This is a genomic window from Brachybacterium sp. (assembly GCF_052095815.1).
In the GTDB taxonomy this organism is placed as follows: domain Bacteria; phylum Actinomycetota; class Actinomycetes; order Actinomycetales; family Dermabacteraceae; genus Brachybacterium.
In genome coordinates this window covers 159456-185222 of the sequence record NZ_JBQDLF010000001.1, presented here as the reverse complement: position 1 = coordinate 185222, position 25767 = coordinate 159456, and the positions used below count along the sequence as shown (strand labels likewise).

Sequence of the window (25767 nt, the reverse complement as noted above, 5' to 3'; positions counted from 1 at the left end):
CCCCGGAAGGTGCTGCCCGATGGCATATCGATTCAATCCTCCGCCGAACTGGCCGATCGACGATGCCAACTGGAGCCCGCCTCCCGGCTGGCAGCCGGATCCCTCGTGGGGCCCCGCTCCCGACGGCTGGAACTTCTGGACCGCGTCCGAGCAGGCCCCGGCCCCGCAGGCGACCTCCGAACAGGCTGGTGCGGCCGACGACGACGATGCCACTCGCGTCGCATCAACCAGTGAGCAGGGACCGACCGCTCCCGCACCTGACGCCGACGACGCCACCCGGGTGGCCTCCACCGGCGAGCAGACGCCTGCCGCCGAGCAGGCTCCCGTCGTTGAGCAGGCTCCCGACGTTGAACAGGCAGCCGGCGATCAGCAGGCATCCGCCGGGCAGTACGGGTCGCTGAACCCCTACGGGCAGGCTCCCGCCGCCCAGGATGCGCCCGTGCAGGGTGCGCCCGAGCAGGATGTCGACCAGTCCGCTGGCGGCGGCTCCATGCCGCTGGCCGACGACCAGAGCAGCTCAGCCCCGGCGGAGTCCGTCGGTCGCCACGCTGCGGAGCCCGCCGCCGCCGCGGAGCCCGTTGCCGCTCCGGAGCCCGCCGTCGCAGCCGAGCCGGCTGGGACCGCTGAGGAGTCCGGCCTTGCCGCCGCGCCGCAAGATGCGTCCGCAACGGCCGTCCATGATGACGCCACCCATGTCGCGGACTCCGGGCAGCGCGACAGCGCCGCTCCCGATGCCGCCGGTTCCCACGCAACGCAGGCGGAAGGCGCCGCTGAGACTGCCGAATATGGGGGCCCCGATCTCGAGGCCGACCTCGCACAGCAGGCACCCTACGAGTCCGCGCCGTACGAGTCCGCAGAGCCCGTCGCCGCCGATGACAGCAACCACTCCGGTGAGGGCTCTCAGGGCGCCGGCTACGGCATGGCGGCCGGTGCCGCAGCCGCCGGCGGGGCTGCTGGCGCGGCAGCCGCGTCCGGCCAGCAGGATCCCTCCGGTCAGGGCTACGGGCAGGCATCCCCCAGCCAGGGCTACGGCCAGCAGCCCGCGGACCAGGGCTATGGCCAGGGTTCGCCCGCTCAGGGCTACGGCGACGGCTCCTCCGCTCCCGCCTATGGCCAGGCATCACCTGCCCAGGGCTATGGCCAGCCCTCGCCGGCCCAGGGCTACGGTCAGGCCTCGCCCGCCGCGGGCTACGGCCAGGGTTCCGCACCGGACTACCCGGGACAGGGCTCCGCCTCGGACTATCCCGCACCGGGCTACGGCCAGAACTCCCCCGGAATCGACACCGGGTCCGGCTGGACCGCGTCGACCGGCGCCGGTGAACCGCCGAAGAAGGGCATCATCCAGCGCTTCTGGTGGATCGGCTGCCTGATCGCGATCGTGCTCGTGCTCGCGCTGATCGCCATCGGCGGCATCTTCCTGTTCAGCCGCTCGGGCGGCACGGAGGCCGGTGGTGGCGGTTCTACCACCACTCAGGAGGAGGATCCGACGACGGACGAACCCACCGACGAGGAGACCACCGAGGAAGAGCCGACCGAGGAGGAGACCACCGAGGACGAGATCCCGATCCCGACCGATCTCAACACGATCGACCCGGCCGCCGAGGCTGAGGCGATCAACATCGTGGGACCCGATGGCACGGGCACCATGGCGGTCCACATGGTCTACACCCCCGGCGCGGAGCTGGAGCGAAGCTACGGAGGTGCCGTCGAAGACGCGCAGCAGGGCGACTACGTCGTGCTCACCGCCAAGATGACGGTGACCGAGGGCGAGCTGTCCATGAACCCGTTCCGGTTCGATATCCAGACCCCCTACGGCGGCGCCGTGGAGCCGGCCACCGCGAGCTTCGGCCTCAAGGGCTCCGGGACCGACGGCCCGAACGAACACCAGGCAGGAGAGGAATACACGCTCACGCTCCTCTTCGACGTGAAGCGTGCCGGTGGCAACAAGCTGGTCTTCGACTCCCGTGCCGACCAGTACTCCTGGGACGTCCCTGCGTGACCCAGCGCCAGCGCTTCAACCCGCCGCCCCACTGGCCGGAGCCTCCGCATGACGGATGGATCCCGCCGGCGGACTTCCGACCCCAGTACTCCTGGGGTCCGGTGCCGGCGGGTTGGAGGCTCTGGCTGAAGGACCAGCCCTCAGGGCAGGGCGAGGCACCGTTGCAGGACTCCGAGGATGTCCCTGCCAGCGGTGCCCGCCCGCGGTCTCGGGTGGACCAGTACCCGGTCGCCGTGCTGAACCCCGGGATGTGGACGGAGAACCACCTGCAGTCCGAGGACTATGGGTTCCCTCCGGCGAAGCCCCGCAAGCAGCGGCCGCGGCTGCGGCTCGGGGTGACGATCTCGGTCACCGCTCTGGGATTCGTGGTCGCTGCGCTCACCGCAGTCATGTTCGTGCTGCTGGTCGACTTCGCGATCGAAGACCTGCCCGGGATGATGGCGGAGGCCGCGGGGCACCTGCAGGCCGTCGCCCCGGTGACCGAGGCGGGTGCCGCGGCACCGGTCGCCGAATGACCGACAGCACCGCCCGTCGACGCATCCTCTTCAGCCGAGAGACCCTGCTGGGGCTGGTGGCTGTGCTGCTCCTGGCGGCGCTCTGCGTGCTGCTGGGCATGTGGCAGTACGGACGCTACGAGAACCGCCGTGACGAGGCGGCCGTGGTCCGCACCAACTACGAATCCGCACCGGTCTCCCTGGACCAGGTGCTCCCTGATCCGCAGTCGCCGCTGAGCACCGCAGACGTCTGGACCCCGGTGACCCTGCACGGCAGCTACTGCACCGAAGGCGACTGCGTGCTCTATGTGCGCAATCGCCAGCTCTCGGGCCAGGTCGGGTATTGGCAGCTGGTTCCGTTCCAGGCCGACGACGGCACGAGTCTGCTGGTCGTTCGGGGCTGGGTGCCGCAGCAGGCGGATTCCTCCGACCCGGCGCAGCTCGCTCCTGCACCCGAAGGAGAGCTCACCGTCACGGTGCGCCTGCGGCCCGCCGAGCCCGTACTGGACCGGGAGCCGCCCCCGGGCCAGACCCATTCGGTCAACCCCGAGCAGTCCGCCGGGCTGATGGGACTGGAGGATGGGGGCCTCGTCTCCCAGGCGTATGGAGAGCTGGCCGCAGAAGATCCGGCAGCAGAACGGCCGACGGCGCTCCCCTACCCCGACACCTCCCTGGGCCCGCACCTGTCCTACGCCGTCCAGTGGTGGGTCTTCGCGCTGTTCTTCCCGGCCGCTCTGATCTACCGCACGCGCCGGCTCTTCCAGGATCTCGCAGCGGACGAGGAGGAGCGGGACGCCGTCGGCTCCGAGCACTCCGACGCCGCGCCCGCAGCTTCCCGGACCACCCTGGACCATGACGACGAGACGGGGCGAGGCGAAGCGGCATCTGCGGCCACGCCGCGCCCCTCCCGACAGCCCACCGATCACCGTCCCCGCCGTGCGGTCCGCGCTCGGCGCCGGGGCCAGGACGAGGAGGAAGAAGATGCCCTCATCGATCAGCAGACGCCCTGAGCGTAGCAGCGACCCGAGGTCCAGGTTCCTGCCGGGCCCGAGGCCGCGACGCATCGCCCACCGCGGCCTCGCCCTCGACGGGGCCGAGAACACGATGCGTGCCTTCGAGGACGCCCTGGCGGCCGGTGCCGGCATGCTCGAGACAGACACCCGCGCCACCCGCGACGGGCTGGCGCTGGCCTTCCATGATGAGGACCTGCTCCGCGTCGCCGGTGACGAGCGCCGGATCGATCAGCTCAGCGCCCATGAGGCCGGTACGGTGCGGCTCGCCGGAGACGAGCCGCTGGCGATGCTCGAGGATGTGCTGGGCACCTTCCGCGACGTCCCGCTCAACGTGGACATCAAGGACGCCGCGGCGATCGGGCCCGCGGTCGCCGCAATTGCGCGCACCCGCAGCGCCGACCGGGTCTGCGTGGCGGGCTTCGACGGCGACGTGGTCCGCAAGGCCGTCGCCACGATCCACGCAGCCACCGGGACAACCCCGGTGCGCAGCCCCGCCCGCGGCGTGATCGGGAGCTTCCTCGCAGCCCGTGCGGTGGAGGCCCCCGCCCCCGTCATCCGCCGGATCCTCGCTCCCTACGGCGCGCTGCAGGTCCCTCCCACCTATCAGGGGATCCCGGTGGTCACCACGGCGAATGTCGCTGCTGCCCACCGCGCCGGGTGCGAGGTGCACGTGTGGACGATCGATGACCCCAGGACCATGCGGGAAATGCTGGTCATGGGCGTGGATGGTATTATCACCAATCGGGTCGATCTGCTCTCCGAGCTGCTCTCGAATAGTCCCAGCAGCATCTGAGACGCGAGGACCCCACCCGGGTCTGGGAACAGATCCGGCTCCGTGCGCGTTGGCACCTTCGAGTGCCACCACACCACCTTCGAGTGCCACCACACCACAGACCTCTCCGGACGGCACACCGTCCGGCCGCCATCCCCGGCAGGAAGCGAGAACCGCATGAACAGCCGCAGCCTCCGAGGCACCCGACTGGGCTCCCTCTCCATGGAGACCGACGAGGGCGTCCTCGCCGCACCGCGCCAGGAGTCCGTCTACGACTGCCCCAACGGCCACACCATCGTCCTCCCCTTCTCGGTCGAGGCCGACGTGCCCGCCGTGTGGGAGTGCCGCTGCGGCGCCTCCGCGCTGCTCCGTGACCATGAGCGTCCCGAGGTGAAGCCGGGCAAGCCCGTGCGCACCCACTGGGACATGCTGCTCGAGCGTCGCAGCGAAGAGGACCTCCAGGTCCTCCTCGACCAGCGCCTCGCGCTGCTGCGCGCCGGGAAGCTTCACCAGCGCCGCAACCTCTGAGACATCCGCACTGCTCACCTGAGCAGAGCGACGAGGGGGCATCCACCATGCGGTGGGTGCCCCCTCGTCATGTCCCCCGCGCTCGTCGTGTCCCCCGAGCGCGTCGTGGTCCCCGAGCTCGTCATGGTCTCCGAGAGCCAGCGCACGATGGGTGGTGTGTGGCTCCACCCCTCTGAAGTTGTAGCTCCATCCCCTCTGAAGGTGCGGCTCCATCCCCTCTGAACTGTCGCCCACGAAGCCCCCAGGCGACAGTTCAGAGGGGATGGGCGACGCGAGAGCGACAGCTCAGAGAGGACGGGCGATGCGAGAGCGACCACCCAGACCGGATGGGCGGCCCGAGAGCGACAGTTCAGAGGGGATGGGTGACGCGAGCGGGCTCGCGCACGAGACATCGAGCGCTCTGGCCCTGGATGTCCTGGCCCTGGAGTGGCACGGAGCGGTGGGGAGGCTCAGTCTTGGGTGATGATGGGCGGCGTGCTGCCGTCACCGCGTGACGGGCCCGACGAGCGGCTGTCGAGGATGATCTCGCCGTCGATGACGCCGGTGCCGGAGCGGCGGTAGAGCACCTTGCGCGCCCCCTCGGAGCCGCTGCTCAGCCCCATCGCCTTGACCGAGCGGCGCTGCACCGGGGTGAGCAGCAGGACCAACCCGATCAGATCGGTGAGGATTCCTGGGAAGAAGAAGAACAGCGCGGAGAGCAGCGTGAACGCCGGGCGGGAAAGATGCTCCTGCACGTCTCCGCGACCGCGCACAGCGCGAACTAGAGAGCGCAGGCGCACGAAGGACTGCTGACCGGCGGCGACCAGCAACGCGATGCCGACGACCCAGCCCACGGCGATCGCGAGCACGGACCACCAGAGGCTGGTGTTGATCCCGATCAGGACCAGGATGGTGAGCTCCACGAGCCCCAGCAGGACGACCCCCAGCGGGATCAGGACCCCCCAGCGCGAAGTCGAGCCGGAGCGTGAGGTCGAGCCGGAGCGCGGGTTCTGCGCGCCGTCGGCGGCTGAAGCGCGTGCGGACGCCCCCGAAGTGCTGCGCTGCTGTGCGGCCATGAAGGCTCCCTTCCTGCGGTGGCGAACCAGTTCAGCCTAACTCAGGGCCTTGCGAACCGCCTGGGCACGACGTGACAGTCCCCAGACAGTGACCTTCACGAGCGCTTCCCGCACGATTCCCGAGGACATCTTGCTGGCCCCCTCGGTGCGCTCGTCGAAGTCGATCGGCACCTCGGCGATCACCGCCCCCAGGTCGCGGGCACGTCGGGTCATGTCCACCTGGAAGCAGTAGCCCTGGGAGGCGACGTCCTCGGCGATCACTCGCTCGAGCAGTTCAGCGCGGAACACCCGGAAGCCGGCGGTCGCGTCCGAGACACCGAGTCCCATCAGGGCCCGCACGTAGACGTTCGCGCCCCGGGAGAGCACCTGGCGGCGCAGCGGCCAGTCATGCACCGCCCCGCCGGGGATCCAGCGGGAGCCGATCGCGAGGTCGGCGCCGCGTCGCACCGCCTCAAGCAGCCCGGGCAGCTGCTCGGGTCGGTGCGAGGCATCGGCGTCCATCTCCCCCAGCTGCTGGTAGCCGCGTTTGATCCCCCAGGCGAAGCCGGCGAGATAGGCGGGTCCCAGACCCTGCTTGCCGGCCCGGTGCAGCACGTGCACCGCCGGATCCTGGGCTGCCATCTGCTCAGCCCACGCACCGGTGCCATCCGGGGAGGAGTCGTCGACCACGAGGACATCCGCCTCGGGCACAGCGGCGCGCAGACGGGCCAGAGTGCCCGGCAGCGCCTCTCGCTCATCGTAGGTGGGGATGACGATGAGGGTCGGCGGCAGCGGGGCATTGGAGGGATGCATGGTCACTGTCCTCGGCGGGTGCGGGATGGTGCGGTACCGGCAGAACCGCTGCGGGCAGAGCCGCCGCGGGCAGAGGCACTGCGGGTAGAGCCGGTGCTGGCGGTCGCGGAGCGGGCGAGGGCGCGACGGTCGGTGGTCAGCGCGGACAACAGCCCCACCAGTCCCAGGGCGGAGATCACGACTGCGATCCACGGACCTGCCGCGACCGCCGGGGTGATGCCGGTGCGGAGGGGAACGTCGGCCAGCAGCGAGCCTCGGTCCCAATGACCGACCAGGTCGATCTGGCGACCTTCCGGGCTGAAGATCGCAGAATCTCCCACGGTGGAGATGTGGACGACGCTGCGGCCGGACATCACCGCCATCACCTTCGCCTGGGCGAGCTGCTGGATCGCCTCATGGGAGTCTCCGAACAGCGCGTTGTTGGACTGCACGACGATGACCTCGGCGCCTCCATCGACCACATCATGGACGAGGGAGTCGTAGGCGATCTCGAAGCAGATCAGGATCCCCACTTTCCCCTCTCCCTGATCGAGGGCGCCCAGATCCATCACTCCGACGTCCTGCCCCGGGATCATGTCCAGGGAGACCAGGTCGACCTTGTCGGTGAGCTGGCGGAACAGCCCGCGCATCGGGATGAACTCGCCGAACGGCACCGGATGACGCTTGGAGTACTGGTAGGGCGTGGTCGCCTCGGGGGTGAACAGCACCGACTGGTTCAGCCTCTCGGTCTCGCCCACCCGCGTCTGGGTGCCGATCAGGATCGGGGCACCGGCGTCCTCGGCCGCGGAGGTCAGCTGGTCCGCGAGCACCGGATCCTGCCGCGGATCCCAGCCGGTGGAATCCTCGGGCCAGACGATCAGGCCCAGCTGGGTGCCGTCGGCCGCCGTCTGCTCGATGATCTCCCGGGTCACGGCGAGGTGGTTCTCGAAGACGTCATCGGGCATGGTGAAGGAGATCGGATCGATCTCGCCCATCGAGCCCTGGATGGCGGCGATCGTCATGGACGGCCGGTCCACCGGTGCGCGGTTGTGCGGATAGGGGACCACCACGGTCACCAGCACGAGGGACACCGCGATCGCGCAGGGCCATACGCCGGAGAAGCCGATCAGCCCGCGGCGGCGCCTGCCCAGCAGCGCGAGCACGCCGAACAGCAGCAGCTGTCCCAGCAGGGCGGTCACCAGCGAGAGCCCGGCCATCCCGATCCAGGGACCGAGGTTCAGCAGCGGGGACTCGGCCAGTGCGAAGGCACTGGCACCCCAGGACAGGCCACCCCAGGGGGCGGTGCTGCGCAGCGTCTCGACTCCCACCCAGAGCGCCGCGACGATCAGTGCGCTGGAGATGCACAGGCCTCGACGCACCATCACGGTCCGAGCGACCAGGCCGAAGAGCACGATGTAGAGGGCCTCGAACACGCCCAGTGCGATCCAGGGCATCGTACCGGCGTAGGTACTCGCCCAATGCGTCAGCGGGACGAAGAACGCGAGCCCCCAGACCAGTGAGACGAACATCGCGAGCCGTGAGGAGCGGACGAGCAGGCCCGCCCCGAGCAGGGCGATCGCCACCGGCAGCAGCATCCACATGCCGTAGGGAGGAAAGGCCAGCAGTGCGCAGAAGCCGCCGAAGCCGCCGCACAGCACAGCAACCGGCCAGGGTGTGGGTGTGAACTCGTCACGAGACTTACGGCTGCGCTCGCGCGACGGTCTCGACCGTGTGGTCGCCGTCATCCGCCGTCCTGACCGAGCCGGTCGTGGAGGATGTGTCCGTCCACCACCGTGCGCAGGGCGCGCGGGGTCCCCTGGTCCAGGTCGGGCAGGAGCGGGGTGCGGGAGCGCGGGTCGGTGGACCAGCTGTCCACCCGCTGGGCATGGGAGCGGACAGTGAGGTCCCACGGCTCCCACACCACGAAGGTCGCCGGGATCCCCGTCTGCAGGGACCCGGGGTGGCGGTTCCCGGCCACCCGCTGCCCGCCACGGGAGGCGGCGAGGAAGGCCGCGCGGTCGCTGATGCGCTGCTCGGCGGGGCTGGTACGGGCGGCGCCGCGCACCCAGTCCCAGGGATCGGCCGCCGCCGGCTCGCCCGCGGAGGCGAAGGCGAGCGGGGTGCCCTCAGCGAGCAGGTCGAGATAGTCGGCGCTCTCGCTGACCGGGGCGACGATGCGCACTCCCTCTCGGATCCCGGTGGGGCCGGGCAGCCGCAGCACGATGCCGAGCGCGGCCGCTGCGGCATCATCCGCAGGATCAGGGGCAGAGCCGTCGGCGGTCGCGGCGGCGTCCACGAAGCCCGGAGTGATCAGGCAGCCGGTCGCATCGACCTGCTGAACATCGCCGTGGAGCACGCGCGCGGTGTCCTCCGGGCCGGTCCACGCGATGAGCCCGTCCGCGACCAGCATCGCGGAGGCCTCCGGATCGCCGGCGCTGTACAGCACGATCCCGGTGTAGAGCATCGGGGCGGCGGCCTGCCCGGTCGCGGGGGTCTGATGACGGTCGTTCTCGCTCACGGGGCCAAGCTTCTCCCGTCCGCCTGGGAAAAAGCTCATCGGTCGATCTCCTGGGCCACCAGACCTCGTCGCACGGCCCTGATCGACTCGCGTGCGATGTGTCCGAGCTCGGGGTCCGCAGTGAGCTGATCGAGCAGGTCGATCACCTGGCGGCAGTGCCGCACGAAGTCCCCGGGCGGCAGATCGTTGCCCTCGAGCGCTGCGGCCAGGTGCAGACCCTGCGCCCAGCGGTGCACGATCGCAGAGATCGCGGGATCGGGGGCACTGGTGGGCGTGATGCCATATCGGCTCTCAGCGGCCTGCAGGCGCGCGGCGACCCGGGCGGAGGCCTCGAGCGCGGCACCCACGGCGGGCTCGGGGATCAGCTCCGGGGCACGATCGTCGCGGCGAGACTCATGCACCGCGGCGGAGACCACCGCGGCCAGCCCGGCGGCGGAGAGTCCCGACCAGGCGCCGTGCTCCAGGCACTCGGCGATCAACAGGTCCCGGTCGCTGAACAGCCGTCGCAGCCGCAGGCCGCTCGCCGTCGGTCGCAGTTCCGGGGTGGGGGTCGGTCGCAGCTCCGCGGAGCCAGCATCCGTCACCGCGTCGGGGATGCCGACGGCGGACGAGGTGCTGACCCGTTCGAGATAGCCGAGCTCGATGAGCAGGCCGGTGAGCAGGTCGAACTGACGGGCCAGGGAACTGGTGCGCCCCCGGATCCTGCGCTGCACTCCCTCGAGCTCCGCGCGGCTCTTCCGCCAGCGGCCCACCCAGCGCAGATGCGACTCCAGGTCCGGACACTCGCCGCACGGATGCGCGCTCAGCTGTTCGCGCAGGCCGAGCAGCTGCTCATCGGTGGCGACGGTCGAGGGGGTGCGGCCGGTGCGGCGCCGCACCTCGCGGCGATCGGCGTCGTCCTGTCCGGCCAGTCGCTGGCGCAGCGCGGCCGCGGTGTCCTTGCGCACCTTCCCACTGCCCAGGGCATCCTGCCGCGGGAGGCGGAGGCTGTCGATCACGGCGGGCGGGGAGGGGACATCGCCCGGGCGCAGGCTGCGACGTCGGCCCTCGGTGTCCAGCAGGTCCACCTGTGGGCCGCCGAGTACCGCGCGGTCCACGTCCAGCACCACCGCGTACCCCCGGCGCTTCCCGCCGGGAAGCGCGATCACCTCACCACGGCGGAGGTCACCGAGGACCGAGCGGGTCCGGTCCCGGTCCGCAGCAGCGCGAGCCTGGGCGAGGGTCTTCTCGCGCTCGGAGACGGCTTCCTGGAGCTGCGCGTACTCGAGGAGATCGCCGCGGTCGCAGGTCACCGCCTCCTGGTAGGACGTCACCGTGTCCTCGAGCTCCCGGGCGCGGCGGGCGAGCCCCACCACGGAACGGTCTGCCTGGAACTGCGCGAAGCTGGTCTCGAGGGTCTCCCGGGCACGTGCCAGATCGAAACGGTCCAGGAGGTTCACGGCCATGTTCGGGGTGGGTCGGAACGCCGAGCGCAGCGGGTAGGTGCGCTTCGAGGCGAGGGAGGCCACGGCGGGGGCATCGAACCGGGGCCCCGCGACGACCACAGCATGGCCCTCGGTGTCGATACCGCGGCGGCCTGCGCGTCCCGTGAGCTGAGTGAACTCTCCCGGTGTGAGGTCCGCGTGCTCGACACCGTTGAACTTCACGAGCTTCTCGAGCACCACCGACCGGGCTGGCATGTTGATGCCCAGCGCGAGGGTCTCGGTGGCGAAGACGACCTTGATCAGCCCCCGGGCGAAGAGCTGCTCGACCACCGTCTTCAGCAGCGGCAGCATCCCGGCGTGGTGGGCGGCAAAGCCGTCGAGCACCGCGCGGCGGAAGGAGGCGATGCCGAGGACCTCCTCGTCCTCGGCGCCGATCCCGGCAAGCTGCTCGTCGAGCACTGCGCGGATCTCACGTCGCTCCCGGTCATCGGTGAGGTGCAGGCGCGCCCGTGCACACTGCTGCACGGCGCCCTCGCACCCGGCGCGGGAGAAGATGAACACGATCGCGGGCAGCAATTCTGCCTGGTCCAGCAGGGCTACGACCTCGGGACGCCGCATCGTGCGCTGCGGCAGTCCGGGGGCCTGACCGCCGTGGCTCCTACTGTCGCTGCTCCTGCTGTCACCGCTCCGGTTGCCGCCGTAGCCGCTGCCGTCGTAGGCGCCGGGGCCACGCCCCCTGCGCTTGTGGGGAGGGCGGTGCTGTCCGGAGCCGCGGGGCCGGTGGCGCCCGCCGGTGCCCTTCCTCCCCCGGTAGTCCTTGCCGCGCGCGCCGCCGGTCCGCTCGTCGACGGGAAGGGAGAACGAGGTGATGCGTTCGATCTCGGGGTTCACCTGACGGTCGCTGCGGGCGCCCGGACCCTGTGACACCACAGCTTCCCCGTCGGCATCGACGAAGAGGTCCAGGAGTTCATCGCCCACGATCACGTGCTGCCACAGCGGCACCGGGCGAGTCTCGGAGACGATGATCTCGGTGCTCCCGCGGACCTCCTGCAGCCAGGCACCGAACTCTTCCGCATTGGAGACCGTCGCCGAGAGCGAGACCAGCTGCACCGAGCGGTCGAGGTGGATGATGACCTCTTCCCACACCGGCCCGCGCAGGCGATCGGCGAGATAGTGCACCTCGTCCATCACCACGAACCCCAGTCCCTGCAGGAGGTCGGAGTCCGCGTACAGCATGTTGCGCAGCACCTCGGTGGTCATCACGACCACCTCGGCATCGGGGCGGATCGAGGTGTCGCCGGTCAGCAGACCCACACGTTCGGCGCCCAGCCAGTCCACCAGCTCGCCGAACTTCTGATTGGACAGCGCCTTGATCGGCGCGGTGTAGAAGACCTTGTGGCCCCGGGCCAGTGCGAGATGCACCGCGAACTCCCCCACCACGGTCTTGCCGGCGCCGGTGGGGGCGGCGACCAGGACCGAGCTGCCGCCCTCGAGCGCCCGCCCGCCCGCCAGCTGGAACTCGTCGAGATCGAAGGGGTAGCGGGCGGTGAAGGCGGTGAGCTCGCGGGAGGACTGCTCCTGCTGCTGCTCCTGCTTCCACTGGGCGTAGCGCTCGGAGGGAGAGGTCACTGGGCTCCCTCGCTGCCGTCGGCGGTCTCCGCCGCGGCGGGCAGCTCGGCGAGCAGCCGCACCGCTCCGGGCAGCACCCGTGCTGTCAGCGGCAGCAGCGAGCGGGGCTCGCCATCCGCGTAGGCGCGCAGTGCCCGGCCGTGGCGCAGGCCGACGGTCACCTCGCGCACGGGCTGGATCTTCACCGCGTCCAGGGTGGTGTGCGTGCCCCGGTAGACGCGCGGGAAGAAGCGCAGCAGCTGGCTGCGGCCCAGCCCGGCGACGGTGACCAGCTCGAGCATGCCGTCATCGATCCGCGACTCGGGGACGATCTTCATCCCGCCGCCGAAGATCCCGGAGCTGCACAGGGTCAGGATCGTGGCGTCCAGCTCGATCCGCTCGCCCCCGTCGATCTCGAGCCAGTAGGGCAGGGGGGTGAAGGCGGGCAGCTCGCGCATCAGGGCCGTCGTATAGCGGACCGTGTGGCGGGCCCGAGAGCTGTTGGCACGTGCGTTGACCAGGGCATCGAAGCCCAGGTTCACGTTGCCCAGGGCGAGCGAGCGATGCGGCAGCGCATGCTCGCCGGCGGCGATGATCTCGATCGCGTCGATCGTCACCACCGGGCGCGACAGGGCGTGGAGGAGGGCCCGGGTGGACTCCTCCGGATCGTTGATCGTCAGCCCGAGGGCGCGCGCGAAGTCATTGCCGCTGCCGGCAGGGACGATCCCGAGCCGCACCGGGGAGCCGGCCACGATCTCGGCGCCGAGCGAGACGGTGCCGTCACCGCCGACGACCACCAATGCGGTCAGGGAGTCGCGGATCTCCTCGGCGCGGGCCCGGGCGAGGTGGGCGGAGGTGGCGGAGAGGTCCACCACGGAGATCCCGGCCAGCCGCAGCAGATGGCCGACCTGGCGGCCGACCCGGTGAGCGGCTCCCTGTGCAGCGGTGGGATTCGCGAGCAGACCCACACGGAGCCTGCTCACCGCCCGTCCCCGTCGGCGTCGTCCAGGCGGGACGGGCCGTCGATCTTCTCCACCTCGTCGTCGATGCTGCTGGCCTGGTCATCGTCGAGGTCCTCGTCACCGGACCTGCGCGCCTTGCGCCGATCGTGGATCAGCGAGATGACGATCGCACCGAAGAAGAGGCTGGCGATCGCTGCGGACATCGCGATCAGCGTGATCGGCTCCGGGGTGGGGACCATGACGGCGGTGAAGGCGAAGCTCAGGAAGATGATCCAGCGCCACGCCTTGAGCATCGCCTTGCCGCTGACCAGCCCCATGAAGTTCAGCAGGACCATCACCACCGGCATCACGAAGGCGATGCCGAAGGCGAGCATGGTCTTGATCAGCAGCGCGAGGTACTGGTCGTAGGGGATGATCTGCGAGACCGAGCCCTCGGTGGGCGTGAAGCTCATCAGCACCGGCACCAGCTGGCTGACGGCCCAGTAACCGGCCACGCAGCCGACGAAGAACAGCGGGATCGCGCTGCCGAAGAAGCCGATGGCGTACTTGCGCTCGTTCTTGTGCAGGCCCGGCATCACGAACAGCCAGATCTGGGCGATGATCATCGGTGAGGACAGGATCAGGCCGATGTACGCGGCCATCTGCAGCTTGACGTTCAGGCCCTGGCCCACGCCCTGGAAGTTGATCAGCGACTGGAGCTCGGAGTCCTCGCTGGCTGCCTCGATCGGCGCCTTGACGGCGTCGAAGACCCACGGGAACAGGAACCAGCCCACGATGGAGAGCAGCAGGACGGTGATCGCGCTGATCATCAGCCTGTTGCGCAGCTCGACGAGATGCTCGCCGAGCGACATCCGTCCTTCGGGGTCCCTGCGTGACTTATTCGCGGGCTCCGATTCGGTCTGCTCGCGTCCCTGCGTATCACTCGCCACGGGTCTGCTTCCTCCCAGCGCTCCGGGTCCGGACGGTCTCCCACCCGGGCCCGCTGTCGACGGCGCGCTCTGCGCCGAGATGCTCAGTCGCGACGGTAGGAATCGTCGTCGTCGTGGGCGCGGATCGGCTCGCGGCCGCGGTCCGCGTCATCGCGAGGGTTGTACTCGCGGTCGTCGTGGGAACGGCTGTCGCGGTCCTCACGCGGGCGCGTGGAGCGGGCCGGACGATCGTCCTCCTCGTCCTCGTCGGCGGGCTTCTCCTCGCCGCGGAGCTCCTCGACCTCACTCTTGAAGATGCGCATCGACTTGCCCATGTTGCGGGCGAGACCCGGGAGCTTGTTGGCCCCGAACAGAAGGATCACCAGCACGATCAGCAGGACGATCGCCCAGGGGTTGCGGAAGAAGTTCATGGAAGTCCCTTTCAACAGCGCCACGAGACGGCGCGGGCGCACCTATCATCCCACAGCGGACTGGGCGCCGGACGGGTCGCCACGGTGGCGACTCGGCCCACCGCACGGCGGGTCGTCCCAGCGTAACGGCTCCTACGAGGTGTGACGTACCGCGCCATCTCTTGCAACGGTCACGATCGTGTCTCTGAGATCACACGGCGAGAGCACCTCGGCCGCACCGGCGGATTCCAGCACCGCATCCACCAGCGGCGCCAGCAGCGGCGAGTCCAGCCGGGCGAAGGCCTCGCCGTCCCCGCCGTCCCGCATCTCGGCGGCCCCGAACGACTCGGCGATCCAATGCCCGGCAGGTTCGAGCCGGAGCCAGACCTCCCCCTCGACGCGCCCGGCCAGGGCCTGCTGCTCCCCCGCGTCGGCGCGGCTAATGGCGGTGCCGGCGGGCAGGATCTCGACCACGCGGTCCAGGCGGAACCGGCGCTGGGCCCCGGCGAGCTCGCAGTCGGCGAGCAGGTAGGAGCGCACGCCATCGCTCTCGATGCGCAGCGGCCGGATCCTGCGCACGCTGGTGCCGGGCCGGTCGGAGGAGGAATAGCGGATCACGAGCTGTCCGTCCTCCGCGCCGGGCTGCGCGCGCAGCGCGCCATGCACAGCGGCGAGGACCGTCTCCGCGCGGTCCGCGGTGCGGGCGGCCATCTCGTCGGCGGTGATCGCGTCGGCCAGGTCGGATCGAGTGGGCACCTGCGCGGAGTCGTCGGGGCTGCCGGTCACACCGGCCAGCAGCTTCGCTCGTGCCGCGGCCACTGTCTGCTCGGCCTGGCCTGCGACGGGCTCGAGAGCTGCCAGCCCTGCTAGCAGCGCGGTGATCTCCACTGCGCTGAGGCTCAGGGCACGACGGAGCGGCTCGGCGTTGCGCACCCGCACCGTTCCGTGCTCCCACTCCGCCTCGATCAGGTCCTCCCAGCCGTCACCCATATCGCCGCAGACGAACAGCACCTGCAGATCTGTCACCAGCTGCTTCTCAGTGATGTCGAGGGCTTCGGCCAGCTCCGCCAGATCAGCCTCGCCACGGCTGAGCACATAGGACGCGGCGGAGATCAGCCGTGAGAGGTGGTCGCCGCTCTGCGGGGTGAGCCGGATCCTGGGCGTCGGGCGGCCGGTCGCCTCCTGGAGCTCCGAGAGCTGCGGCTCCTGCGCATGCAGGTCCGCGATCGAGCTCAGCACCTGGGCGAGCTCCTCCCGCCAGGGCTGCGGCTCGAGCAGCTCGACCCAGCGGATATCGCCCAGCAGCAGGCGACGAGCGGCGGGACGCGGGAGGCTCGGCAGCGTGAGGCGCTCAGCCTCGAGCGGCGCCCCCGCCCGGTCGCGCAGCGACAGTGCCTTGTACGGTGCTGCGCGCAGCACCGCGGAATCCCGGTCGTCACTGTCGAGCATGCGCCCGAGGACTCCGGAGAGATCCGTGTCCTCGGGCCGGGGCTGCTGAGCCGCAGCGAGGTCAGCCGGGAAGGATTCGATGCGCGAGGCACGGAAGAGGCGTGGCGCAGAACGATCCAGGTCCCAGCCGTAGATGTACCAGTGGCCCTCGTGCACCCCGACGACCCAGGGCTCGACCCGGCGCTCCGCCGGGGCTCCGTGGGTGGCGCGATAGGTGAAGCGGACGGACCTGCCGCCCACGACCGAGTCCAGCAGCGGCGAGAGCACGGGCAGCGACTCGACCGCACCGCGCGGGGTGCGTCGCAGCAGATCGGGGTCGGCGTCATGCCCGAGGCTCAGCAGCTTGGAGCGGACCCGGCGGGCCGCTCCGCCGGCTGCTGCCGCATCCCAGGCACGGCTCGCCGCGAGCAGCACCGTGTACTCCTCCGTGGTGAGATCCAGCACCGCTCCGGAGCGTGCCGTCTCGATCCGGTAGTACACCGTGTTCTCGTCGAGCACATCGCGCTCGGTCGCCAGGGGCAGGCCGAGCTCGAGGATGGCGGCCTTGTCGCGCTCGAACATCCGCTCCGCGGCCTGGTCGGAGACCGCATTCGCGTAATCGGGGATGACGGAGAAGAGCTTGGCGCGATCGATCCGTCGCCGTGAGCCGATCGTCATGATGACGTTGAGGAGTCTCTCCACATTCTTCGAAGCCACCCGGTCAGACTATCCGTCCGGACCGGCCGAATGGGCCGCTTCCGCGCCGCGGCTCTAGGCTGTGCTCATGCTGCGATGGGAACGGGGAACCGTGAAGGACGCACTGAGCTCCTGGCACGGTGTGGATCGGTTCGAGATCGAGCTCGATGACGATGCGGGGACGATCACCGCGATCGCCTTCCGAGAGCTGACCGGTCAGCCCCAGCTGGGCGAACGGGTGCTGCTGAACACCAATGCCCTGCGCCGCGAGCTGGGCACCGGCGGGGACGCCATGGTGGTGGCCCGCCTCGATGTGCTTCCCGAGGCGACGGAGACCAGCGGCCACATGGTCAAGGCCAGGTACACCCCGATGCAGACCATGGTCGACGCGCTCGACGATCCCGACGGGGAGCACTACGAGACGGTCCGCGCCGCGAAGAGCATCGACGGGATGCCGGTGGTGGTCGCGGATCTCCACTCCTCGCTGCCCGCCATCATTGCGGGCATCCGGGCCGAGCGGCGCACCGCGAAGATCGCCTACGTGCACACCGACGCCGCCGCGCTGCCGGCGGCCTACTCCCGCATCGCGGCCCGGCTGCGGGAAGCGGATCTGTTGGCCTCGGTGATCAGCGCCGGGCAGTCCTTCGGCGGCGACCTCGAAGCAGTGACCGTGCACTCGGCGCTGCTCGGGGCGAAGCACGTGGTCGGCGCCGACGTCGCGATCGTGATCCAGGGGCCCGGCAATCTGGGCACCGGAACCGGCTGGGGATTCTCCGGAGTGCAGGCGGCCGAGGCGGTCCATGCCGCCTCGGTGCTCGGCGGCCGCCCCGTCGCGACGCTGCGGGTCTCCGGTGCCGATGAGCGCAAGCGACATCGGGGCCTGTCCCATCATTCTTCGACCACCTATGGCCGTGCGCTGCTCGCCCCTGTCCACCTGCCCGTGCTCCCCCGCAACGACAGCCGGTACAACGCATTTCATGAGTCTGTACGGAAACAGGTGAAAACCACGATCCTCAAGCCGGCGGAGAAGCGCGGAGTGCGGCACCAGCTCACCGAGGTCGATGCCAAGGGCCTGCGGGATGCGCTGGAGGACATGCCGGTGCGGATGACCACGATGGGTCGCACTCTGGCGGAGGATCCCTGGGCGTTCCAGTACGCGGCGCTCGCGGGACGCTGCGCCGCGTCCCTCGCGCCGCGGGCCTGACGCCGGTCCCTGAGCCCCCAGCCCGACGACCGAGCTCAGGCCCTGAGAGCCTCGTTGCGAGGACCGATCTCAGGCCCCGAGAGCCTCGTGACGACGATCGAGCTCAGTCGCCGACCGCTTCGCCCCGTTCCTGCACCAGCCCCAGCAGCAGATGCGCAGCGGCGATCGCCCGATCGCCGTCGTAGCGCTGTATCGCGTGCAGGGCGAGGGTCGAGCCGTCGGCCAGGTCCAGGTGCGCCCAGGGGTCGCCCATCGGGAAGCTGATCCCGATCACCTCGGCCCACTCCAGGGTGCGGGTGCTCATCAGGTTGCGCACGACCAGCACCTCGGGGCGGGCGGTGACCGTCACCGAGGCCTCGAGATGGCAGAAGATGAAGACCAGCACGCCGACGGCGACCAGTCCGAGCCGTCCACCCCATTGGAAGCTGGTGATCATCACCGCGCCGCCGATCATCCCCGCCATCACGATGGTGGCGCTGAGGTAGGCGGCCACCCGTACCGCCCGGGGACGCAGCACGATCGAGGCACGGCTCTCCCCCGGCTGCTGATCCGCTGCGGGGGTGCTCATCGGCGTCTCAGATGCGGCAGGCCTGGATCGCGGTGACCAGGATCGCGCGGGCCCCGGCGTCGTAGAGGTCATCCATCATGCGGTGGGCGGAGCGGGTGTCCACCATCGCGCGCACCGCGGACCACTCCCCGCCGTGCAGCGGGGAGACCGTCGGAGACTGCAGGCCGGGGGTGATCTCGACGGCGCGCTCGAGCAGGGCCGTGGGGATGTCGTAGTCGAGCATCACGTACTCGCGCGCCACCAGCACCCCGCGGATGCGTCGCGCGAGGACCTCGAGGGAGTGGGTGCCGTCCTCGTCGAGCTCGAGCCCGGGGCGGGAGAAGAGGACCGCTTCGCTGGTCATGATCGCCTCGCCGAAGGGCTCGAGGCCCGCCTGGCGGAGCGTGCTGCCGGTCTCGACGACATCGGCGATCACATCCGCGACCCCGAGCCGGATCGAGGATTCGACGGCCCCGTCGAGGTGCACCACCTCGGCGGTGACGCCGCGCTCGGCGAGGTAGTCCTCGACGAGGTTCTCGTAGCTGGTGGCGATGCGGGCGCCCTGCAGCTCCGAGGCGTCGCGGCGGGTTCCCGCTGGCGCGGCGAAGCGGAAGGTCGACCGCGCGAAGCCCAGCGGCAGGATCTCATCGGCCGGGGTGCGGGAGTCCAGCAGCATGTCCTGGCCGGTGATGCCGACGTCCACCGTGCCGGAGCCCACGTACACCGCGATGTCCCGCGGGCGCAGGTGGAACAGCTCGACGCCGTTCTCCTCGTCGACCACGACGAGCTCCTTGGCCGTGCCGCGGCGCCGGTAGCCGGCCTCCTGGAGCAGATCGGCGGCGGGATCGGACAGGGCGCCCTTGTTGGGGACGGCGATGCGGAGCACGGATCCTCCTCGGCCGCCGCGGCGGCCACGAGTGGGGGTGGGACGGAGAGGAACAGGATGGAGGCGGCGAGACGCTGCAAGCCCGGAGGATGCGGAGGCAACGGCGGAAGAGCCGGAGACCGCGGGACCGGGTGCGAACCTTCGACCGCAGACCGGCGCGGGTCGGAGCTGGTGGGTCAGAGCTGGCGGGTCAGAGCTGTCGGTAGACGTCTTCGAGCGAGATGCCCTTGGCGATCATCATCACCTGCACGTGATAGAGCAGCTGGCTGATCTCCATGGCGGCGTCCTCATGGGTCTCGTGCTCGCAGGCCATCCACACCTCGGCGGCCTCTTCGACGATCTTCTTGCCGATCTGATGGACCCCGCCATCGAGTTCGCGGACGGTGCCCGACCCCTCAGGTCGGGTACGGGCCTTCTCAGTCAGCTCGGCGAACAGTGCCTCGAAATCCTTCACGCCGACAGGATACGCGTTCCGGCAGGTGGCCCGTTCAGAGGACCACCTGCTGGAAGGCGAGTCACTCCTTGCGCACCGTGGGATCGAGATGGGCGGTCTCCACCGTCACCCGCGTCTCCTCCACCTGGCGGCGGCTGCGCACACCCCACCAGACGAAGAACCCCGTCAGGGTGAAGGCTCCGTAGAAGAGATACATGAATGCGCTCGCGTAGTACCCGGCATCGAGCAGCAGCGGGACGCCGACGATGTCGACCGCGACCCAGATCAGCCAGAACTCGACCCAGCCCTTGGCCATCCCGAAGGTCGCCAGCAGGCTGCCCATGAAGATCCAGGCGTCAGCCCAGACCGGCTCATAGGAGCCGAGCATCCGGAACAGGGGGGTCAGCGCTGCGGTGCCGCCCACCAGCGCGACCAGCAGCAGGACGCGAGTCCCCCAGGAGGCCCACTCGGGCTCCACTGCGGTGCCGCCGTCGTGCTTCGCCTGCCGCCACCGCTGCCAGCCGTAGATGCTGGTGGCGATGAACATCACCTGGCGTCCGGCCTGCCCCAGCAGGTCCACGGAGTTCGGGTTGCCGAACACCGAGCCCATGAACACCGTCAGCAGCAGCACATTGCCGACGATGCCGATGGGCCAGGCCCATACCTTCCGTCGCATGCCGCCGAGGGCGCTGAGCAGTCCGAAGACGTTGCCGAGCACCTCTCGCAGGAGTAGGAACTGTCCGCCCGCGAAATCGATTCGCGCGTCGAAGAGCCACTGCAGAAAATCCATGTCGGTCCTTTCGCCGTCGGATGCAGTGGCTCCGGGGGAAAAGGGTTCCGGCATGGCGCCAGCGCGCGCCGAGGGCGCCCTGGGACATGCAGGACGTGCGCCTCTCATCCAGGCTGTACTGTCGGCGCCGGAATTTCACCGGCTCCACCGCCGAAGCGGGTCGCGGACTATCACCGCCGGCTCGGAATTTCACCGACCCCGGAGCACGTCACTGGTCGTGACCAGATCATCCTAGACCGTCGGCCCCGCCACCGGAGAGCGCATGAACGCAGGTGACGGGGCGGGGGACACGGTGGAGGCGACCGCGCTGATCAGCAGGAGGCGCAGCCGCAGGTCAGTGGGCGGCGTGGCGCAGGTCAGGGGGCGGCGCAGCCGCAGGTCAATGGGCGGCGTGGCCCCGGGCAAGTTCGCGCAGGGCAGAGATCTCAGCGGCCGCATCCTGGGCCCGATAGATCGCAGACCCCGCCACGAAGACGTTCGCCCCGGCCTCCGCGCAGCGCTCGATGGTCTCCCGGCTGACCCCGCCGTCGACCTGGATCGACACCTCGAGGTTGGCCCCGCTGATCGCCGCGCGCGCCCGACGGATCTTGGGGAGCATGGTGTCCAGGAAGCTCTGGCCGCCGAAGCCGGGCTCGACGGTCATGATCAGCAGCATGTCGAACTCGCCGATGATGTCGAGGATCGGCTCGACCGCGGAAGCAGGTCGAAGGCCGACGCCGACCTGCACGTTCTTCCTGCGCAGGTCACGGGCGAGCTTGACCGGGGCCCGGGCGGCCTCCAGGTGGAAGGTGACGGACGCGGCACCGGCCTCCGCATAGGCGGGAGCCTCGGTGTCGGCGTCGGCGATCATCAGGTGCGCATCGACCGGGATCGTGCTGCGCTCGACGATCTGCTCGACCATCGAGGGACCGAAGGTCAGGTTCGGCACGAAATGGTTGTCCATCACATCGACGTGGACGCTGTCGGCGCTGGAGATCTTGTCGAGCTCGCTGCCGATGCTCATGAAGTCGGCGTTGAGGATGCTGGGGTGGATGTAGTGGCCGTCGGTCGAGTACGGGGTGATCATGCCGTCGGGAGTCCTTCCTCGGTGGGGGCGGGCTGCTTGCGCAGCAGGTGGATGTACATCGCATCGGTGCCGTGGACGTGGGGCCACAGCTGGACCGCGGGGCCCTCGCCCAGCTCGACGTCCTGCCGGACTGCGGGGAGCATCCCGGCGCGCACCGCGTCGCGCGCGTCGAGCTGCTCGATGTCGTCGCGCCGCTTGAGCACGTCGGCGACGATCAGGCGGGTCTCGGCCAGGTGCGGGGAGCAGGTCACATAGGCCACCACTCCCCCGGGCGCGGCGGCGTCCAGGGCCGAGGTGAGCAGCCCGCGCTGGATCCCGCCCAGCTGGCCGATGTCGGCGGGGGTGCGGCGCCAGCGGGCTTCGGGGCGGCGCCGCAGGGCACCGAGCCCGGAGCAGGGGACGTCGGCGAGGACGCGGGAGAAGCGGCCGGGCAGCTCGCTGCCGATGGTGGTGCCGTCGGCGGTGCGGGTGGTGATCTCGCAGCCGGCCTCCTGCAGCGTCGCCACGGCCCGGTTGACGAGCTCGGTGCGATGCTCCTGGAGCTCGACCGCCAGCAGGTCCGCGTCATGGCCGACGGTCAGCCCGCCCAGCAGCGCGGCCTTGCCGCCGGGGCCTGCGCAGAGGTCCAGCCAGTGGTGGTCCTCGGCGAGGACCAGGTCGTCGGCGCCGAGCGCGAGGGCGAGGGCGGCGAGCTGGCTGCCCTCGTCCTGCACGGCGACGCGGCCCTCCTTGACCGGGTCCATGCCGCCGGGGTCGCCGGAGGGCCAGGAGGCCGCGAAGATGCTCAGCCGGCCCTGGCTCGCGCCGTGGTCGATCAGCTCGTCGAGATCGGTGAGGCCCGGTCGCATCACGAGGGAGACCGCCGGCGCCGCGTTCTGGGCGGCCAGCAGTTCATCGATCTCGTCGCGCGAGCGGCCGTGGCCGGCCAGCGCGTCGCTCAGGGCGCGGACCACCCAGCGCGGATGGGAGTGCACCACGGCGAGGTGCCCGGTGGGATCCTGCTCGCGGTCGGGGGCGACCTCGAGCAGCCACTGCTCGAGGTCCTTCTCCCCCACCCGGCGCAGCACGGCGTTGGCGAAGCTCGCCGCACCGGCGCCGACCACGGAACGGGCCAGGGCCACGGTCTCGGAGGTCGCCGCGTGTGGGGCGACGCTCATGTCCAGCAGCTGGTAGGCGCCGAGCCGGATGACGTCCAGCAGCGGCGGGTCGATCTTGGCCAGTGGGCGATCCACGCAGGCGGTGATGACCGCGTCGAGCCGTCCCTGTGCGCGCAGGGAGCCGTAGAACAGCTCGGTGGTGAAGGCGGCGTCGCGGCCGGAGACGTGGTGGCTGCGCAGCAGCCGGGGCAGCACCAGGTTCGCGTAGGAGTCCTCCTCGCGCACCATCCGCAGCCCTTCGAAGGCGACCTGGCGGGAGGGGGTGGAGCGGCGTGCCCGCTCGGCCGGCCGTGACTCGGAATAGCCGCGGCGGGGGCCTCCCTGCCCGCGCGAGCCGGAGCGGGAACGGCCGTGCTGGTCGCGCTGGTCTCGCTGCGGGTTCTCGTCGCGTCGGCCGCGGTCCTGATTGCTGCGTCGGTCCTGGTTCATGCGGTGACTCCGTCCTGCGACTGGCTGGTGAATCGGGCATCGGGGGCGAGGCCCGCACCGCGGGCCCAGTCCGCGGCCCGCATCGGCCGCTTGCCGGCCGGGGCGAGGGTCGCCAGGGCGATCACCCCGGTGCCGGTGCCCACAAGCATCTGGCGCTTGGTGGCCGCGATCTGTCCGGGTGGCAGCGGAGGGTGCTCCGGGGCGCGTTCGACGCCCAGGATCTTCGTGCGGGCGCCGTCCAGCAACGTCCATGCGCCGGGCTGCGGGCTCATCCCCCGGATGTGGGCCTCGACTCGTTCGGCGGGGACCGTCCAGTCGATCTCGGCTTCGGCGGTGGTGAGCTTCGCGGCGTGGGTGGCCAGTGCATGGTCCTGGGGTGTGAGCACCGCGGTGCCGGCCTCGAGCGCGTCCAGTGCGCTCAGCAGCACGGGGGCGCCGTCGATCGCCATCCGCTCCAGCAGCTCGCCGGAGGTCTCGAACTCACCGATCAGGGTGGGTGCCGTGGCGATCAGATCCCCCGTGTCCAGTCCCTTCTCGAGGCGGAACACGCTCATGCCGGTCTCCTGCCGGCCGGAGAGCACCGCGCGCTGGGCGGGCGCCGCGCCGCGCCAGGACGGCAACAATGAGAAGTGGAGGTTCACCCACCCGTGGCGGGGGATGTCGAGAGCGGCCTGCGGGACCAGGTTCCCGTAGGCGACCACGGGCGCGGCGTCAGGGGCGAGCTCGCGGATCTGCTGCTGGACCGTCTCGTCGCGCAGCGTGGTCGGCTCGAGCACTGGGACGCCCGCCTCGAGGGCGAGGGTCTTCACCGGTGAGGGGGTGAGCCTGCGGCCGCGACCGGAGGGTGCGTCGGGTCGGGTGAGCACCCCGACGACCTCATGGTGCGAGTCGAGCAGGGTGCGCAGGGAAGGAAGTGCGGCCTCTGGGGTGCCGGCGAAGAGCAGTCGCATGATGGGTCGAGTCTACGGTGGCACCGCTGATGGCTGTCGCGAGAGCTCTCCGGGGGCGTCAGTAGACGAGCCCGAACACCCATACCGCCAGGCCCATCGTGGTGGCGGTCACCAGCACGATCCCGATCAGGTTCAGCCACAGCCCGGCCTTGGCCATCTGCGGGATCGTGACATAACCGGAGCCGTAGGCGATCGCGTTCGGGGGCGTCGCGACAGGGAGCATGAAGGCGCAGGTCGCGGCGATCGCGACGGGGATCGCGAGCAGCATCGGGTCGATCCCGGTGCCGACGGCCACGGCCGTGGCGAGCGGCAGGAAGGTCGCGGCGGTGGCAGTGTTCGAGGTCAGCTCGGTCAGGAAGAGGACGCCGGCGGCGACGACCGCCACGATCAGCACCACGGGCAGTCCGCCGACGCCCTCGGTGACCTCGCCGATCCATTCGGTCAGGCCTGAGGAGCTGAACTGTGCGGACAGGGCGAGGCCGCCGCCGAACAGCAGCAGCACGCCCCAGGGCAGCTTCGCGGCGGATTCCCAGTCGAGCAGCCTCACGCCCCGTGCCGCACCGGCTGGCAGGAGGAACAGCACCAGTCCCACCACCATCGCGATGCCGGCGTCCGAGATCCACGGATCCTCCCGGCCGAGCGCATCGGAGAGCAGCGGGATGAACACCCACGAGAGTGCGGCCAGCACGAAGACTGCCAGCACCCTGGTCTCCCCCGCGGAGATGCGGCCGAGCTTGCTGCGTTCCTGACGGATCAGCTCGGTGCCGCCGGGGATCTCGGTGATCTCGGGCTTGTACAGGACTTTCGTCAGCAGCAGCCAGGCGATGACCATGAAGACGATCGCGAGCGGCCCGCCCACCATCATCCAGCGTCCGAAGCCGATCGTGACCCCGAATTCCTGGCTCATGTGCGCCGCGAGCAGGGCGTTGGGAGGGGTGCCGATGATCGTGGCCAGGGAGCCGATGGAGGCGGCGTAGGCGATGCCGAGCATCATCGCGGTGCCGAACTTCGAGGTGACGGGGGCGACCTCGCCGTCACGTGAGCCGCCCTCGGGATCGGGATCCACTCCTTCGCCGGGTTCCTCCCCCTTCGCGACGGCGTCCTCGAGCCGCAGCTTGTTCACGAGCATCAGCACCGACAGGCCGATGGGCAGCATCATCACCGCGGTCGCGGTGTTGGAGACCCACATGGAGATGAATCCGGTGGCGACCATGAAGCCGAGGATCAGCAGCGAGGGGCTGGTGCCGATCGTCCCGACGATCGCGAGGGCGATGCGCTTGTGCAGGTTCCAGCGCTGCATGCCGAGCGCCAGCATGAACCCGCCCATGAACAGGAAGATGACGTTGTTGCCGTAGGACGCGCCGACGTCGTCGACGCCGACCTCGCTGTTGAGCACCGGGAAGACGACCAGCGGGACCAGAGCGGTGGCGGGGATCGGCAGCGCCTCGGTCATCCACCACGCGGCCATCAGCACCGCGGTCGCGGCGGTGAGCTTCGCACCGTGGGGAACGTCGGCGGGCATCAGGAAGTAGATGAGCACTGCGACGAGGAGGCCGAGGACCAGGCCGAGGCGACGCACCCGCAGGCTGCGGGCGCTGGCGGCGGGGGCCCGTTCCCCCTCGGAGAGGTCGGGCCGGTCCTCCTCCGCGGTGGCGGTCGAGTCCTGATCAGGGGCGGAGGTCATCGTCGTCCTTCCGTCTCGGCAATCCAGTGACGCCG

The 25767-nt window shown here is 70.4% G+C and carries 23 protein-coding genes and 1 riboswitch; of the genes, 6 read left to right on the top strand and 17 right to left on the bottom strand.

Annotated features, from left to right (window positions below; all coding sequences use genetic code 11):
* The first annotated feature begins 19 nt into the window (after positions 1 to 19).
* The 5 genes from ACTH43_RS00875 (at position 20) to ACTH43_RS00855 (ending at position 4806) form a co-directional block, all read left to right on the top strand.
* The gene (locus tag ACTH43_RS00875; RefSeq protein WP_441443036.1) at positions 20 to 1999 is read left to right on the top strand and encodes a hypothetical protein; all 1980 of its coding nucleotides are present in this window, start codon (positions 20 to 22) and stop codon (positions 1997 to 1999) included.
* Entirely contained in the window at positions 1996 to 2514 is a 519-nt protein-coding gene (locus tag ACTH43_RS00870; protein WP_441443035.1) for a hypothetical protein, read from the top strand. The genes ACTH43_RS00875 and ACTH43_RS00870 overlap by 4 nt, the downstream gene beginning before the upstream one ends.
* Positions 2511 to 3503, top strand: coding sequence for an SURF1 family cytochrome oxidase biogenesis protein (locus tag ACTH43_RS00865; protein ID WP_441443034.1), 993 nt, complete (start codon positions 2511 to 2513; stop codon positions 3501 to 3503). The genes ACTH43_RS00870 and ACTH43_RS00865 overlap by 4 nt, the downstream gene beginning before the upstream one ends.
* Positions 3475 to 4299, top strand: a complete 825-nt coding sequence (locus tag ACTH43_RS00860; RefSeq protein ID WP_441443033.1) for a glycerophosphodiester phosphodiesterase family protein — start codon at positions 3475 to 3477, stop codon at positions 4297 to 4299. Before ACTH43_RS00865 ends, ACTH43_RS00860 begins: the two co-directional genes overlap by 29 nt.
* Before the next feature lie 156 nt (positions 4300 to 4455).
* Positions 4456 to 4806 (top strand): RNA polymerase-binding protein RbpA, encoded by a 351-nt coding sequence (locus ACTH43_RS00855; RefSeq protein WP_299305221.1) that lies wholly within the window; start codon positions 4456 to 4458, stop codon positions 4804 to 4806.
* A gap of 449 nt (positions 4807 to 5255) precedes the next feature.
* Here ACTH43_RS00855 and ACTH43_RS00850 read toward each other — a convergent pair whose 3' ends face one another.
* From ACTH43_RS00850 to ACTH43_RS00810, 9 genes are all read right to left on the bottom strand, one after another.
* The gene (locus ACTH43_RS00850; protein WP_441443032.1) at positions 5256 to 5861 is read right to left on the bottom strand and encodes an FxsA family protein; all 606 of its coding nucleotides are present in this window, start codon (positions 5859 to 5861) and stop codon (positions 5256 to 5258) included.
* 36 nt (positions 5862 to 5897) lie between these two features.
* Positions 5898 to 6653: a polyprenol monophosphomannose synthase gene (locus ACTH43_RS00845; protein ID WP_441443031.1), complete on the bottom strand. Its 756-nt coding sequence runs from the start codon at positions 6651 to 6653 to the stop codon at positions 5898 to 5900.
* A 2-nt stretch (positions 6654 to 6655) separates the two neighbouring features.
* Complete coding sequence (gene lnt / locus ACTH43_RS00840; RefSeq protein WP_441443030.1) at positions 6656 to 8377, bottom strand: apolipoprotein N-acyltransferase; 1722 nt, start codon at positions 8375 to 8377, stop codon at positions 6656 to 6658.
* Entirely contained in the window at positions 8374 to 9150 is a 777-nt protein-coding gene (locus ACTH43_RS00835) for a hypothetical protein (RefSeq protein WP_441443029.1), read from the bottom strand. Before ACTH43_RS00835 ends, lnt begins: the two co-directional genes overlap by 4 nt.
* A 35-nt stretch (positions 9151 to 9185) precedes the next feature.
* On the bottom strand, positions 9186 to 12203 hold the full coding sequence (locus ACTH43_RS00830) for a DEAD/DEAH box helicase (RefSeq protein ID WP_441443028.1): 3018 nt from the start codon (positions 12201 to 12203) through the stop codon (positions 9186 to 9188).
* On the bottom strand, positions 12200 to 13165 hold the full coding sequence (locus ACTH43_RS00825) for a diacylglycerol/lipid kinase family protein (protein WP_441443027.1): 966 nt from the start codon (positions 13163 to 13165) through the stop codon (positions 12200 to 12202). Before ACTH43_RS00825 ends, ACTH43_RS00830 begins: the two co-directional genes overlap by 4 nt.
* Positions 13162 to 13995, bottom strand: a complete 834-nt coding sequence (gene tatC / locus ACTH43_RS00820; protein WP_441443026.1) for a twin-arginine translocase subunit TatC — start codon at positions 13993 to 13995, stop codon at positions 13162 to 13164. The genes ACTH43_RS00825 and tatC overlap by 4 nt, the downstream gene beginning before the upstream one ends.
* Positions 13996 to 14156: 161 nt before the next feature.
* Entirely contained in the window at positions 14157 to 14483 is a 327-nt protein-coding gene (tatA, locus tag ACTH43_RS00815) for a Sec-independent protein translocase subunit TatA (RefSeq protein WP_441443025.1), read from the bottom strand.
* Between the two features lie 132 nt (positions 14484 to 14615).
* The gene (locus ACTH43_RS00810) at positions 14616 to 16607 is read right to left on the bottom strand and encodes a WYL domain-containing protein (protein ID WP_441443024.1); all 1992 of its coding nucleotides are present in this window, start codon (positions 16605 to 16607) and stop codon (positions 14616 to 14618) included.
* A 67-nt stretch (positions 16608 to 16674) separates the two neighbouring features.
* Between ACTH43_RS00810 and ACTH43_RS00805 the strand changes: the two genes are divergently transcribed.
* Positions 16675 to 17790 (top strand): DUF3866 family protein, encoded by a 1116-nt coding sequence (locus tag ACTH43_RS00805; protein WP_441443023.1) that lies wholly within the window; start codon positions 16675 to 16677, stop codon positions 17788 to 17790.
* Positions 17791 to 17893: 103 nt separating this feature from the next.
* Here the strand turns inward: ACTH43_RS00805 and ACTH43_RS00800 are convergent, their stop codons facing one another.
* The 8 genes from ACTH43_RS00800 to ACTH43_RS00765 all read right to left on the bottom strand — a co-directional run bounded on the left by ACTH43_RS00800 (position 17894) and on the right by ACTH43_RS00765 (position 25732).
* A complete protein-coding gene (locus ACTH43_RS00800; protein ID WP_441443022.1) occupies positions 17894 to 18358 on the bottom strand; it encodes a PH domain-containing protein in 465 nt (154 codons plus the stop codon).
* A gap of 7 nt (positions 18359 to 18365) precedes the next feature.
* Positions 18366 to 19223: an ATP phosphoribosyltransferase gene (gene hisG, locus ACTH43_RS00795; RefSeq protein ID WP_441443021.1), complete on the bottom strand. Its 858-nt coding sequence runs from the start codon at positions 19221 to 19223 to the stop codon at positions 18366 to 18368.
* Positions 19224 to 19413: 190 nt separating this feature from the next.
* Positions 19414 to 19677 carry a phosphoribosyl-ATP diphosphatase gene (locus ACTH43_RS00790; RefSeq protein ID WP_441443020.1) on the bottom strand — a complete coding sequence of 88 codons (264 nt, stop codon included), beginning with the start codon at positions 19675 to 19677 and terminating at the stop codon, positions 19414 to 19416.
* Between the two features lie 61 nt (positions 19678 to 19738).
* A complete protein-coding gene (pnuC, locus tag ACTH43_RS00785) occupies positions 19739 to 20446 on the bottom strand; it encodes a nicotinamide riboside transporter PnuC (RefSeq protein WP_441443019.1) in 708 nt (235 codons plus the stop codon).
* Between the two features lie 92 nt (positions 20447 to 20538).
* A riboswitch (FMN riboswitch) is annotated at positions 20539 to 20656 on the bottom strand.
* Positions 20657 to 20825: 169 nt separating this feature from the next.
* Entirely contained in the window at positions 20826 to 21512 is a 687-nt protein-coding gene (rpe, locus tag ACTH43_RS00780) for a ribulose-phosphate 3-epimerase (RefSeq protein ID WP_441443018.1), read from the bottom strand.
* A complete protein-coding gene (locus ACTH43_RS00775) occupies positions 21509 to 23098 on the bottom strand; it encodes a transcription antitermination factor NusB (RefSeq protein ID WP_441443017.1) in 1590 nt (529 codons plus the stop codon). The genes rpe and ACTH43_RS00775 overlap by 4 nt, the downstream gene beginning before the upstream one ends.
* Positions 23095 to 24048 carry a methionyl-tRNA formyltransferase gene (fmt, locus tag ACTH43_RS00770; RefSeq protein ID WP_441443016.1) on the bottom strand — a complete coding sequence of 318 codons (954 nt, stop codon included), beginning with the start codon at positions 24046 to 24048 and terminating at the stop codon, positions 23095 to 23097. Before fmt ends, ACTH43_RS00775 begins: the two co-directional genes overlap by 4 nt.
* A 58-nt stretch (positions 24049 to 24106) precedes the next feature.
* A complete protein-coding gene (locus tag ACTH43_RS00765; RefSeq protein ID WP_441443015.1) occupies positions 24107 to 25732 on the bottom strand; it encodes an SLC13 family permease in 1626 nt (541 codons plus the stop codon).
* Positions 25733 to 25767: the final 35 nt, after the last annotated feature.